Raw genomic sequence first — 13,540 nt, 5'->3', positions numbered from 1 at the left:
GACTGGAGTTCCTACCGCTGACTTTCCCGGACAGTCCTCTGTGGTCTGTTCGCTTCAATCTACCGACCGGCAAGGAGAGAACTATGATGGTGCGGCGTCTCATGCTCGCAGGGTTGTTCCTGTTTGTGGTTGGGTTGGCCACGTCTACTTTTTCCCCTGCTGATGCTCTGGCAGCCGGACGCGGACAACCTACCGACTGGAATCGATTCTACTATTACCCCTATGTCTATTATCCCCAGAACTTCCAGCGACCTCAGGGAAGCTATGACAATCTCTATTACCGCTATCCGGAAAATATGAGAATCCCGGTCTACAACAAAGACTGGCATAACTTCTATCCCAGTGAACGTCCTTACCATAAAGGAAATCACTTCAAACTGGACGTCTTCTAAGAGACTCCCTGCGACACTCTCAGTAGTTCGCAACGAGATCTGAACACCCAAGCCTGCGATACTTTTCGCAGGCTTTTTTCTTTTCCCATCTGGCCTGAGAAATTCTTTGCAGTTCCACTTTCCTCAATTGCCACTGACTCTCTAAAATTACGCCGGTCCCCCATGCAGCCTGTCTCTGGAGCGATAACGCATCACTCTGCACCAGTAAGCCTGTCTTGACCAGCCCCCTGCATACTCGATTCTTCTTTGTCCGGCAGTACCTGTTCCATGTCCAATGAAAAGACCGAAGGTGTCATCATTCGACTGGCTGATTTCAGCGAGTCCAGCAAGGTTGTGACCTGGTTTACCCGGGACTTTGGGAAAACTGCGAGTCTGGCGAAAGGTGCTAAAAGGCTGAAAAGCTCGTTCGAGGCTGCTATTGACTTGCTGGCCACTTGTCGGATAGTCTTCATCCGAAAATCTTCCGGCGGACTGGATATTCTTACCGAAGCCCAGCTCGTGAATCGTTTTCGACCCTATCCTGGAAACCTGTCTCACCTGTATGTGGGCTATTATATTGCAGAACTTCTGGACGCTCTGACCGAGGAATATGATCCTCATCCGGAGCTCTACGATGCCGTCTGTGATACATTGCAGCACCTGCAGGAACATGATGATTTCCAGAAAGCATTGATCAAATTTGAATTAACCATTTTAGAAGAGATCGGACAGCTTCCTCAGTTCGAATATTGTGCCGGCTGTAATGGCGAACTGGGACCAGCAGAATCGTATCTCTATGATGCCCATAACGGCGGAGTGTATTGTCGGGATTGTGAACAGCAGAGACACGGAAATGTGCGTGTCTCGCGGGGAACCATCTCGGTACTGCAAAAACTGTCAACTGAAAATACATTACTTTCCCAACGACTGAATCTATCCCTTCAACAACAACGTGAGATTCGACACCTGTTGTCAACAACCATGTCCCATATCCTGGGGCGTCGCCCCAAAATGGCGTCCTACCTCAAACTGTAATCAATTCATTTTCCTCAGGTGGAAGTCACGGATGACCATGTCCACTTACGATCGATTTAATACAACTTCAAGTCTGTTCCGCACTACAGTTCAGGCCCTGGTTCTCAGCGTCTGTGTCAGTGTCTCGGGCTGCGCGATGTTTGGTGACCGCACAACTGGATTATCAGCCTGGAAACCTCCCTGGTCCAAAAAGAGCGTCACCGACGACCCGACGATTGATAATGTACGCGGTCCCATGCAGCGTGTCTTGCAGGCAGCCATGTGGAAAAAAGAACAGGAATCAAATTTCATTGAACCCGGTGTCGGCGCTGCGGAATACAAAAAAGCACAGGAAATCTTTAAGGCCCAAAACTATAAAGAAGCCGAAAAAGAATTTAAAAAGATTGTCAAGAAGTATAAGAACGATCCGATCCGCGAAGATGCTCAGTTCATGATCGCCGAATGCCAGTTTGCGCGGAAGCGCTATTCCTGGGCCCAGGACAGCTATGATCAGCTGCTGATCGATTTCCCTTCCACGCGGCATCTGGACCTGACAACGAAAAGACTCTTCACGATCGCACGCTACTGGCTGCAGGATCCGAGTATGATTTCCGGCAGCGATGTCCAGCAGGTGAGCCTGGAAAAACCGGGAGCGGAAACTCCAGAGCTTCCCGACGATGGTAAGAAACGCAGCACGCGCTGGGCACTGTTGCCAAACCTGTTAGACCGCAGCCGGCCCGTCTTTGACACCGAAAACCGGGCCCTGGAAGCGCTCAAGTCGATCTGGTTACATGACCCCACCGGTCCCCTGGCCGATGATGCACTGATGCTGACTGCCAGTCATTATCTGCAGAAGGGACGTTACATGGATGCCGACCGGACATTCAGCCTGCTGCGTGAAGAATACCCCAAGAGTCCACACCTGAAAGACGCTTTCATGCTGGGTACCCACGTCAAACTCATGTCCTACCAGGGGCCTCGTTACGATTCGACAGTACTCGACGACGCGGGAAATCTGAAAGAAACGACCCTGCGGATGTTCCCCAATGCCGATAAGCAGCGGTTGAAACAGGAACTCAATAAAATCGAACATGCCAAAGCCAAACGGGAATGGGAAACCGTCCAGTACTGGATGCGTCGCAGCAAACCCAAATCGGCGGCGGTTTACTGTAATCTGCTCATCGAGCATTATCCGACTTCTCCCTTCGCCAACCAGGCCCGCGAACTGCTGGCCGAACTGGGACGGGATAACACCAATCATCTCTGGGCTAACTATGCAGTGCCTGCGAAAAAGACAGCAGAGGAACCGGAACCCTCCCGCTTCTCACTGCCAGGTCTGCCTGGATTTGGAAGTTCCGAACCGAAACCGGTACCGGCCCCGACCAAGGCTCCTGAGAGCAAAGCCCCTCCGACAAAAGGTGGCCTCGAACCACCGGCCCGGTTAAAGCTGGATGGATTTGGGGAACCGATCAGGAAGATCCCTTCGGAAGGTGAACCGGCGCCGGCCCGGATCCAATTATAAACCTGTCCCGCCAGGGCAGAACCGTGGAATTCTGTTTGACCTAGTTTATGAAACGTATTGTGGCCAATCTGTTACTGCTGCTGATGCTGTCAGTGAATCTGACTGCCTGCGGCTATACCGTCGGCAATTCGTATCAGCCCGACGTGCAGACAGTCTATGTGCCCATTTTTGAAAATAAAACTTTCCGTCGTGGATATGAATATCAGTTAACCGAAGCGGTACAACGTAAGATCCAGTCACGAACGCCGTTCCGGATCGCCAAAGGAGTGGAAGCGGATACCCGGCTGACCGGGACTATCAGGAAGATAAATAAATCAGTATTGGGAACGACTCAGAATAACGATCCTCGTAATCTGAATCTGCAGTTTGTCGTGGATGTTACATGGGAAGATATGCGGAGTGGCCGCATCCTGTCACAACAGCAGGTGCCCATCAACGCCGATGTCGTCCAACTGGTGTCCCAGGCCTCGTTTGCACCGGAAGTCGGGCAGTCCCTGGCGACGGCAACACAGAGAGCAACCGATGAACTGGCCAATCAGATTGTTCAATTAATGGAAGCCCCCTGGTAAAGCCGATCTAAAAACACACATAGTCAGGATTTTTCAATCCTGATAAAATCAACTCACTCATCATTTCAGAAACCAAAACAACTTAAACCATCCCCACCTCTCAGATGAACCTGTCTACTACACAAGTACGGATTGCGAAATCTAATCGGGCCTCAAGCCAGACCTGCAATTCAGGGAAGGATTTGGATATCAAATGAAATCAAAACCTGTTTTACATCAAAGTGCTCTCACATTAGTTGCCGGGATGGTACTGTCACTGTTGGTGACATCCTCACTCCCCGCCCAGGTTGATCAGCGTCAACCAGGTCCCAACCCGGCGGGCGCGGCCCCCCAGGCTCAGCAGCTTCCCCCAGCCCTGCAGAACATTCTGGAAAAATGGGAAAAGGAATCAGGTAAGATCAACAAGCTGGAAGGCAAGCATATGAAAATATGGTATGACGATGTCTTCTGCGTGGAAAAGTGGTCGGAAGGGTACTTCTACTACGAAAAACCGGACAAGGGCCGGATTGATATCACTGGTAAAAAAATCCCGAAGAATGCCAAACCGGGTAAAGTGAATCCGAAAAACGGAAAACCCTACACGCTGCAACCGGGTGAAAATGAAATCTGGATCTGCGACGGAAACCGAATTTTCAATATCGACGAGGATGAAAAAGCTTACGAAGTCTATCCGATTCCGCTGGATCGACGCGGTGCTAATATTATGGAAGGACCGCTGCCGTTTTTGTTCGGGATGCCTGCTAAAACTGCAAAAGAACGCTACTTTCTGCAGTTGATTCAGAACACTCCTCAACAGATTGTCATCGCCGTCAAACCACGTCGAAAATCGGATGCAGCCAACTACCAGGAAGCCAAAGTCCTGCTGAATCCGAATACCTTTCTGCCCGGTGCGGTTCAGCTGATCCACCCCGGTGGAAATCAGTCAACCGTATATCGGTTTGATAAAGTGGAAGTCAATAAAGCAAGAGGGCTCATTACCGGATGGCTTGACAAAGATCCCTTCGTACCCGATCTGGATGGTTTTCAGTTACAAGGTAAAGTCGTCGCTCAAGCCGGTGATGGACAAGCCCAAAAACCTGCCCCTCGTCAGCAGGCGGGCCCGATTCAACAGGCCACATTCAAAGTTCCCAACATGTTGGGACACGACTATAAAACCGCCCAGGCCACGCTGAAGAAAATGGGACTCAACACGAAGGTCTACCCGGGAGATCCAGCCAAGGAACCCAAACTGATCTACCACGTTTATCAGCAGGTCCCCGTACCGGGCTCCGATGCCAAAAAGGGCCAGACCATTCACCTGAAACTGTACGTCGATCCGAGTAAAGCACAAAACTGATCTGACAAAGAGACGATGTGAAAACATTGAAGAGCCCCGGGAGAGCATTCCGGGGCTCTTGTCAGTTATTGCGGGCACGCATCGCACGCTGAATATCCATGCGTGCGGAATCTTTCTTGAGTTTTTCCCGCTTGTCGTGCAGTTTGCGGCCCTTGGCGATCCCCAGCTTCACTTTCACCAGACCACGGGTGAAGTAGACGCTCAAAGGAATCAGCGTCAGGCTGGTGTTTTCCGCCCGCTCAGCGAATTTGCGGATTTCCGCTTTCTTCATCAGCAGCTTCCGCGGTCGGCGGGTCTGATGGTTCATCGTGTTCGCCTGCGGGTAGAGTGCGATATCGCAGTTGTACAGCCAGACTTCCCCATCCTGCACGCGGGCAAAGGCCTCTTCGATGGAAATCTTGTTCGCCCGAATGCTTTTGACCTCGCTCCCTGCCAGTACGATCCCGCAGTCCAGCGTGTCCAGAATCTCGTAGTTGTGGCGTGCCTTGCGGTTCTGGCAGACGGTACGCGAATTGGGATCTTCTTTCGAAGCTTTTTTCTTTCCCTTTTTACCCATTGCCAGAATCTCCTGAAGCCACCCCGGTACCGGGGCAGACGCTACCTGCGCTAAAGACGTACATTTTAACTGAGAATAAACTGATTTCAATCGGATCGAAGCGATTGCGTCTGATACCGACACACGGTACCACGATCTGGTTCAGTGGCAGATCGATTAATTGTTGTCCTGCCGGACCTGCACCTGCAGGGCGCCCAGCATCCGGGTAATCTGCTTTTCCTTTTTGGAAATGAAAGGCACGTTATCCAGTACGATTGCCCGGGGTTCATTACGGGGGTGCAGCACCAGTCGACCGGAACGCAACAGGATATACTCAAAGATATCGCTGATTTCCTTATCAATCTTCAGGTTGGGGGCCGAAAACCGTTCCAGGTCGCTCAGAAATCCATGATGGTGCAGTAATTCGTTGCCCCGGACTTCCCAGTAATCAAAGCGAACATAGATGCCCACGCAGATAAAAATCAGGCCCAGGATTCCGGAAAACAGCCAGTACATCTGAGAGTTGGCCCAGGGACGCAGACCTTTCAGAACATTGGTCAACGCCGGGACAATATCGGGGTTAAACCGCAGCAGCATCCAGGCTCCCATGAACAGCGCCACCCCCAGGAAGAACAGGGTCAGCGAGGTCGTCCTGGGAAAATCAAACGCCAGCACCGTCATGTTAAAACCGAAGACCCCCAGGAACACCAGCGCCATCACTTCCGCCATATGCTCCCGGTTGCCACCAACATAGGCTGATTCACCAGCGATGGTCATAAAGATCGCAGCCACGATCGAAACGAACAGTGTCGGGTACAGGAACACAATTTTAGGATAGGAAATCAGGTAGATGCGGTCGGGCACCTCTTCTTTATGATGTCCAGATCCCAGTTTTGGTTCCTCACTCGTCGTGGAATCATCGGCCATGATCGAATCCCTTATCTCTAGAGGTAGTTTCAAAACCCAAAATTACGTGAACAGTTTGGTATAGTATTTGTAAGAGTACCTCCCCAGAAAGGAGGTCTCATTATGACCATGACCCGCGTGTCCCGACCTGCCACAGGTCGCAACATAACCGGGTCCAGGACGGAACCAAAACCACAACTCTCGGACGAGCAATGGCTTCTGATCAAAGATCTGTTTCCAGAACCACCGGTAAACGCAGCCGGAGGGCGGCCCAGAGTGGCTGCCCGCGAGTGCCTCGAAGGAATCCTTTGGGTATTAAGGACCGGTGCCCGATGGAAAGATTTACCAACATTTTTACCATCTCCCAGCACCTGCTGGCGTCGTTTCAAGGAATGGACCGAAGACGGTGTGTTCCTCGAAGCGTGGCAGCGATTACTCGAACACCTCGATCGCCGGAAGCTGGTGGTCTGGTCGGAAGCATTCGGGGATGGCACATTCTGCCCTGCAAAAAAAGGGGCGCCGATGTCGGCAAGACAAAACGGGGAAAGGGAACCAAGCTTATGCTGCTGGTCGACGGAAACGGGCTCCCTCTCGCTCTGGATCGTGCCAGTGCCTCTCCGGCAGAGGTGAAGCTGATTGAGTCCCTGCTGGATCAACGTGTTTTGCCACGCGACCCCGATCGCCTGATTTATGATCGTGCGGCCGACAGTGATCCCCTGCGCACAGAACTGGCGGAACGGCAGATAGAGCTGATCTGCCCGCATCGCAAGAACCGTGTCAAACCAGCGACGCAAGACGGGCGTGCTTTGCGGCGATATCAACGCCGTTGGAAAGTTGAACGCACCATCAGTTGGCTGTTCAACTTTCGTCGTCTGGTAATTCGGTATGAACGATACAGTCATTTGTTCTTAGGATTCGCACAACTCGCGTGCGTGTTCACCTTACTTAATAAGTTATGAAACCACTTCTAATCACTGGTGAAGGGATCTCCCGCCTGAAAGCAGATCCCGTAATAATTTGATTTTACTTCCCTGAAGGTAACGTATCCTGAGTCCAAATGGATCACTGGAACCTGCTGAATGCACACAAATTATGTCTGTGATACGAAAGGAGATCCCGGCTGACTCCGAATCAGGACCGCTACCGTCTGGCAATAGTAGACGTCATGAATGTGGACTTCAAGGCTGTTTGAGAACCGACACTTATGAATGATCCCACTCAAAGGAGCCGGAGAGACTCTGTTTAGAATGACTCTGCTCAGCCGGTTGTAACGATTATGCCCCCGATTGGCTCTATTTTGTATAAAATATACAAAGAAAAATATATATAATATATAAAAATCAAAAGTAAGGACTTATCACCTTTCAGAATCCTTGGTACATATTAATGTATGAAAATACGATTGTCTGAGCCAATTAGAACCGTCTCTGTTTTGGGATTGCTGATCCTGATTTCAGCCTCTGCGCACAGGTTGCCGGCTGCCGAGCAGGTCGATTATTTGAAACAGATTAAACCACTGCTGACAGAGAAATGCTATGCCTGTCATAGCGCCTTGAAGCAGGAAGCTGAATTGCGTGTCGAAACCCGCGCACTGATGCTCAATGGAGGCGATAGCGGAGCAGCCATCGTTCCCGGCAAACCGGATGACAGCCTGCTCCTCTATCGCATCACGGCCAAGGGGGACGAACAGATGCCCCCGCCCGAAGAGGGCTCGCGTCTCACTCCCCAGCAGATTGAGTTGATCAAAACCTGGATTCAACAGGGCGCCAATTCGCCTCCCGAAACCATTCCCGGACGCCCTGAAGACCACTGGGCCTTTCAGCCTCCGGTCAAAGCAAAACTGCCAGTGGGAAAACAGGCGAATCCCATTGATGCTCTGTTAACCACAAAACGACAGTCAGAGAAACTGATCCCCGTTGCTCCGGCTTCACGGCGTGTTTTACTGCGACGCGTCTACCTGGATCTGATCGGCCTGCCTCCCTCACCTGAGGAAATCGAAAGCTTTGTCAATGACACTGATCCCAGTGCCTATGCAAAGGTCGTCGACAGACTGCTGGCCAGCCCCCAGTATGGAGAACGCTGGGGCAGGCACTGGATGGATATCTGGCGATATACCGACTGGTATGGCCTGGGAAAACAGCTGCGATACAGCCAGAAACACATCTGGCACTGGCGGGACTGGATCATCGAATCTCTGAACCACGACAGCAGTTACGCAGAGATGGTGCAGGACATGCTGGCGGCCGACGAACTCAAGCCAACCGATCACGACTCCCTGCGGGCGACGGGATTCCTGGCACGGCACTACTACCTGTTTAATCGAACCACCTGGCTGGACAGCACGCTGGAACACACTTCCAAAGCGTTCCTGGGTCTGACCATGAACTGTGCCAAATGCCACGATCACAAGTATGATCCTTTGACGAACGCGGACTATTACCAGATGCGGGCGATCTTTGAACCGTATCAGGTCCGCCTGGATCCATTACCCGGGGAGACCGATCTGGAAAAAGACGGCCTGCCCCGCATCTTCGACGCCCACAACGAGGCAAAGACTTATGTGCATATTCGTGGTAACGAAAAGGATCCGGACAAGAGCCGGGCGATGCAGCCCTCCACCCCGGAGATTTTCAAGTTCCAGGAATATAAGCCCACTCCCGTCTCCCTGCCTGCGACCGCACATCACCCAGCCATACAGGAATTTGTTCGGAAAGACCAGCTAAAGGCCGCTGATGAAAAAATCGCCCAAGCGCGAAGTAGTCAACAAAAATCGGAGCAGCAACTGGCAAAACTGGAACAGGCGGCCCAGTCACAAGTTGCTCAAGCCAAATTACCCGCACCTGAAAAACCATTTCTGATTGATGACTTTTCCAAAGCGAATCCAAAGCTCTGGGAACCCGGTCCTGGACAATGGTCATACCAGGATGGCAAACTGATCCAGGCGAAAACTGGCTACGGTCGCGCCTATCTGCGGTCGCAGGCGGACCATCCACAGAACTTTAAAGCCACCTTCAAATTTAAAACGACCGGCGGTGATAAATGGCGTTCAGTTGGCCTCGCATTCGATGTCAATCAGAATCGGGAAAAGATGGTCTACCTGAGTGCCGTCCAGCCCGGTTCTAAACTACAGGTCTGTTATAAAGAAGATGCCAAATCGATTTATCCTTCCGAAGGACGCCATGCCTGCGACGTCAACTTGAATCAGGATTACGAGTTGGAGATCAAAGTTCGCGATCAACTGGTGAATGTTGCAATCAACGGGGAGCACGCCATCTCCTACACTCTGCCTCTGACGCGCGAAGCAGGCAAAATTGATCTGCTCGCCTTTGATGCAGCTGCTGAATTTGATGCCGTCGCGATCCTCCCGCTGGCTGCAGGCGAAAAGATGATTGAAGGGAAACAGTCCGCGACTCCGAGTCTGGAAATTACACGAGCCCAGATGAAATCCGCTGCCGCCGCCCTCAAATCAGCAGAACTCTATAAAAAATCACTCCAGGCTGCTTTCGCCGCGGACCAGGCTGCCTACTCTGATTTACCGGAACTGGAACAGACAGAATTGAAACAGGCGGCTGCCCTGGCGGCACGTCAGTACGAACTGTCTCAGGCAGAAGAAAAACTGACACAGCTGCAAGCCAAACGAGAATCCACGACCAAAGAGGCGGATTTGAAAAAACTGGATAAGGAGATACAAACCGCTGAGAATAAACTGCAGGCAGCAAAAAAGGCGGTCAAAGAGCCCGGTGAAAAATACACCCGAGTCCGAGCCTCACGCAAGGCTCTGGAAGGCCCAGCAGAAACGGAGGCTTCCCGCTCTCAGCCTTATCCAACTACCAGCACCGGTCGTCGCTCGGCTTTTGCCCGCTGGGTCACAGATCGTCAGAACCCGTTGACTGCCCGTGTCGCCGTCAATCACATCTGGCTGCGACATTTTGGCCAGCCCCTGGTCGAAGATGTGACTGATTTCGGCTTGCGTTCCAAACAGCCACTGCACCAGGACCTGCTGGACTGGCTGGCAGTCGATTTCATGGAGCACAACTGGAGCATGAAACACCTGCACAGATTGATGGTGACCTCACAGGCTTATCAGCTCAGCAGTTCCACCCGTGACGCGGATCCGCAGACTCTCAAAACCGATCCGGCAAATACTTATTACTGGCGTCGCAATACGGTCCGCATGGAATCGGAAGTCATCCGTGACAGCCTGCTCTCCCTGGCGGGAGAACTGGACTTGAAGCTGGGCGGCCCGACCATCGATCCCGACAAAAACCCGGAAAGTAAACGGCGCAGTCTGTATTTCACCTACTCACGCGACTCCCAGGAAAAATTCCTCAGCATGTTTGATGCGGCAGACATCTTTGCCTGCTACCGTCGCCAGGAAAGCGTTGTGCCTCAGCAGGCACTGGCACTGGCGAACAGCAAAGTCTCTCTGCAGATGGCCCGCAAAATCATGGCCCGATTACGGGAGCAGGCTCCCAAGGCCAGTGACGAGGAATTCGTCCAACGCACTTATGAACTGATTCTCTGTGTCGAACCGACTGCCGAAGCTCGGTCTCTCTGCCTGCAGGCGTTGAGCGAAACACAGTCTGTTCTCAAAGCAGCAAAGCAAAAAGAGCCCGTCTGGCGTTCGCGCGAGAATCTGGTTCACGCCTTACTCAACCACAATGATTTCATCACCATTCGCTGAAGGTGCATCATGAATCATCCGTCCTGTTCCGATCATGCTCACAACGGGCTTCCCCGTCGAAAATTTATGACCAGCCTGGGTTCAGGTCTGGCCGGAATCTCACTGGCCTCTCTGCTCCAGGAAGAAGCTCAAGCTTCGGGACACCAGCCACCGACCGGCCAGCCCCATTTTCGCCCCAAAGCGAAAAGCGTGATCTGGTTGTTCATGCGGGGCGGCGTGAGTCACATGGAGAGCTTTGACCCCAAACCGATGCTCACGAAATATGCGGGGAAGTCGATCAATGAAACTCCCTGGAAAGACGTGCAGGATCCGGAAAAACTCAAAAAAGTCCGAGTCGTGGTCGTCAACGATGCCAATGGGCAGCAGCGAAACAAAGTCTATCCGCTGCAGGTCGGCTACAAGAAGTATGGCGAAAGCGGGATTGAAATCAGCGACTGGTTCCCCCATATCGGTAACTCTGTCGATGACATTTCTATCGTCCGTTCGATGTGGACCACCGATGATAACCATGGCGCCCAGGTGCAGTTTCACTCCGGACGACACATGCTCGATGGTCGTGTGCCGACGGTGGGGGCCTGGATCAATTATGGGTTAGGGTCGTTGAACCAGAACCTACCCCAGTTCATCAACATGGGGCCCCGCTACTTCGACGTACGCGACGGTCATTACCTGGGCCCCGCCTATGATTCGGTTCCGCTGAAGGTCGATCCTAAAAATCCGCTGCCGTATGCCAAGCCTGAGCTGGATCTCTCTCACCGGGAACAGCAGATCGAATTCTCACTGGTCAATCAGTTGAACCGTCTTACCGCAGAACAGTATCCGAACGACAATACTCTGCAGGCGCGAATGAAATCCTACGAACTGGCATTCCGGATGCAGACCGCCGTTCCGGAAGTGATACGCTTTGACCAGGAAACCAAAGAGACCCAGGATCTGTATGGTCTGAACGATCCGACAACCAAACCGTTCGGTATGCAGCTGCTGGCAGCCCGTCGTTTTGTCGAAAAGGGTGTGCGGTTCATTCAGATCATGCACGGTCCCGGTGCCGCCGGCGCCTGGGATTCTCACTCGAACCTGCAGAAAAGTCATTCCAAACTGGCAAAACAGGTCGATCAACCTGCGGCTGGCCTGCTCAAAGACCTCAAACGCCGCGGTCTGCTCCAGGACACAATCGTCGTCTTCGCCACTGAGTTCGGGCGGACTCCCGGTTCACAGGGGAGCAATGGCCGCGACCACCATCCGTATGGCTTCTCGATCTGGATGGCCGGAGGCGGACTGAAAGGGGGCGTCGCACATGGTACGACCGATGAACTCGGTTTCCATGCCGTCGAGCATCCGCATTATGTGACCGACGTGCATGCCACGCTGATGAAGCAACTTGGTCTGAATGCCCGCCTCCTGGAAGTGCCCGGTCATAAGCGGATCGAGATGGATTTTGGTCATCCGATTGACGATATCATTGCTTAAGTCCGGCTGCATTGAATGCCCTGATTTTCGCATCATTCGGTAAGCTTCTTTCCCACTTGCCAGTCGAAACCGCTTCCAGAACCGGTATAATATCGATTCACGATTATCGATCGTAGTTTGATTTATTCACCCGGTTTCCGCGAAAGGGTTCCTGATGCTGCGTTCCGTCTGTCTTACTCTGACACTGTTTACTTTCCAGCTGTTATTAAACGTCGATTGTGCGACCGCGAAAACCTTCCGGGTTTATTTTCTGGGAGGTCAGTCGAACATGGATGGCTACGGGTACGTCAAAGATCTTCCCGAAGATCTGAGCGCGAAAGTCTCCGATGTGATGATCTTCCATGCAAACCCGGCTCCAGACGCTGTCCCCGTCGATGGACGCGGGATCTGGGCACCGCTGAAACCAGGACATGGCGCCGGTTTTAAGTCGGACGGAAAGGCCAATTCGTACTCTGATCGATTTGGGGTCGAGCTCACGTTTGCCCAGGCGATCAAGGAACTCACACCAGACCAACCAGTCGCTTTGATCAAAATTTCGCGGGGTGGAACCTCGATTGCCATCGATGCGGCGGGCAAATTCGGCTGCTGGGACCCGGATTTCGAAAAAGGGACCGGCGCCGGGCAGGGAATCAACCAGTATGACCATTTTCTGGCAGGCATGAAACGGGCCCTGCAGACGCGCGACATCGACCAGGATGGGGAAGCGGATACACTGGTCCCAGCCGGAATTGTCTGGATGCAGGGCGAAAGCGACGCCGCCTATACTGAAGAGATCGCTCTTCAGTATGAAGCCAACCTCAAACGACTGATGGACTTAATACGTGCGACACTCCTTACGGATGATCTGCCGGTAGTCATTGGTCGCATTTCAGATTCGGGTGATAATCCGGAGGGAAAGGTCTGGAAACATGGCGAGATCGTACGCGATGCCCAGGCGGCATTCGTCGAGAAAGATGGTCATGCAGCCCTGGTGACCAGTACAGACGGGTATGGTTATTCGGATCGTTGGCACTATAATTCAGCAGGTTATGTCGATTTAGGCAGGAAATTTGCCCAGGCCCTATGGAAAGTGCCCCGGGATTAGTACTATCCTGCGTGGAGTACTCCCGTTTCCTTCATTTAGAGATTGTGATTGC

At 52.4% G+C, this 13,540-nt stretch carries 11 protein-coding genes; 9 read left to right on the top strand and 2 right to left on the bottom strand.

The window, feature by feature from the left end:
- Positions 1 to 86 precede the first annotated feature (86 nt).
- The 5 genes from Enr10x_RS25190 to Enr10x_RS25170 all read left to right on the top strand — a co-directional run bounded on the left by Enr10x_RS25190 (position 87) and on the right by Enr10x_RS25170 (position 4,812).
- A complete protein-coding gene (locus Enr10x_RS25190; RefSeq protein ID WP_145116525.1) occupies positions 87 to 392 on the top strand; it encodes a hypothetical protein in 306 nt (101 codons plus the stop codon).
- 267 nt (positions 393 to 659) lie between these two features.
- Positions 660 to 1,406: a DNA repair protein RecO gene (gene recO / locus Enr10x_RS25185; protein ID WP_145451756.1), complete on the top strand. Its 747-nt coding sequence runs from the start codon at positions 660 to 662 to the stop codon at positions 1,404 to 1,406.
- Between the two features lie 31 nt (positions 1,407 to 1,437).
- Positions 1,438 to 2,907: an outer membrane protein assembly factor BamD gene (gene bamD / locus Enr10x_RS25180; RefSeq protein WP_145113928.1), complete on the top strand. Its 1,470-nt coding sequence runs from the start codon at positions 1,438 to 1,440 to the stop codon at positions 2,905 to 2,907.
- Positions 2,908 to 2,966: 59 nt separating this feature from the next.
- On the top strand, positions 2,967 to 3,476 hold the full coding sequence (gene lptE, locus Enr10x_RS25175) for an LPS assembly lipoprotein LptE (RefSeq protein WP_232093128.1): 510 nt from the start codon (positions 2,967 to 2,969) through the stop codon (positions 3,474 to 3,476).
- Between the two features lie 193 nt (positions 3,477 to 3,669).
- Positions 3,670 to 4,812: a PASTA domain-containing protein gene (locus tag Enr10x_RS25170; RefSeq protein ID WP_145451755.1), complete on the top strand. Its 1,143-nt coding sequence runs from the start codon at positions 3,670 to 3,672 to the stop codon at positions 4,810 to 4,812.
- 61 nt (positions 4,813 to 4,873) lie between these two features.
- Here Enr10x_RS25170 and smpB read toward each other — a convergent pair whose 3' ends face one another.
- Entirely contained in the window at positions 4,874 to 5,368 is a 495-nt protein-coding gene (gene smpB / locus Enr10x_RS25165) for an SsrA-binding protein SmpB (protein WP_145113934.1), read from the bottom strand.
- A gap of 156 nt (positions 5,369 to 5,524) precedes the next feature.
- Complete coding sequence (locus Enr10x_RS25160) at positions 5,525 to 6,274, bottom strand: hypothetical protein (protein WP_145113936.1); 750 nt, start codon at positions 6,272 to 6,274, stop codon at positions 5,525 to 5,527.
- A gap of 108 nt (positions 6,275 to 6,382) precedes the next feature.
- On the opposite strand from Enr10x_RS25160, the gene Enr10x_RS25155 reads away from it, so the two are divergent.
- The 4 genes from Enr10x_RS25155 (at position 6,383) to Enr10x_RS25140 (ending at position 13,488) form a co-directional block, all read left to right on the top strand.
- Positions 6,383 to 7,212 (top strand): IS5 family transposase gene (locus tag Enr10x_RS25155; RefSeq protein WP_390621364.1). Its coding sequence is split into 2 segments (ribosomal slippage): positions 6,383 to 6,773 and positions 6,773 to 7,212, totalling 831 coding nucleotides; the frame shifts between segments, so codons are not numbered across the junction.
- Between the two features lie 443 nt (positions 7,213 to 7,655).
- Positions 7,656 to 10,937 (top strand): PSD1 and planctomycete cytochrome C domain-containing protein, encoded by a 3,282-nt coding sequence (locus Enr10x_RS25150; protein ID WP_197997359.1) that lies wholly within the window; start codon positions 7,656 to 7,658, stop codon positions 10,935 to 10,937.
- Positions 10,938 to 10,946: 9 nt separating this feature from the next.
- Positions 10,947 to 12,404, top strand: a complete 1,458-nt coding sequence (locus tag Enr10x_RS25145) for a DUF1501 domain-containing protein (protein WP_145113940.1) — start codon at positions 10,947 to 10,949, stop codon at positions 12,402 to 12,404.
- A gap of 154 nt (positions 12,405 to 12,558) precedes the next feature.
- Positions 12,559 to 13,488: a sialate O-acetylesterase gene (locus Enr10x_RS25140; protein WP_145113942.1), complete on the top strand. Its 930-nt coding sequence runs from the start codon at positions 12,559 to 12,561 to the stop codon at positions 13,486 to 13,488.
- Positions 13,489 to 13,540 lie beyond the last annotated feature (52 nt).

This window comes from Gimesia panareensis, assembly GCF_007748155.1.
Taxonomy (GTDB): domain Bacteria; phylum Planctomycetota; class Planctomycetia; order Planctomycetales; family Planctomycetaceae; genus Gimesia; species Gimesia panareensis.
Note: the sequence above shows the minus strand (reverse complement) of the source record. Positions and strands in the feature narration are given on the sequence as shown.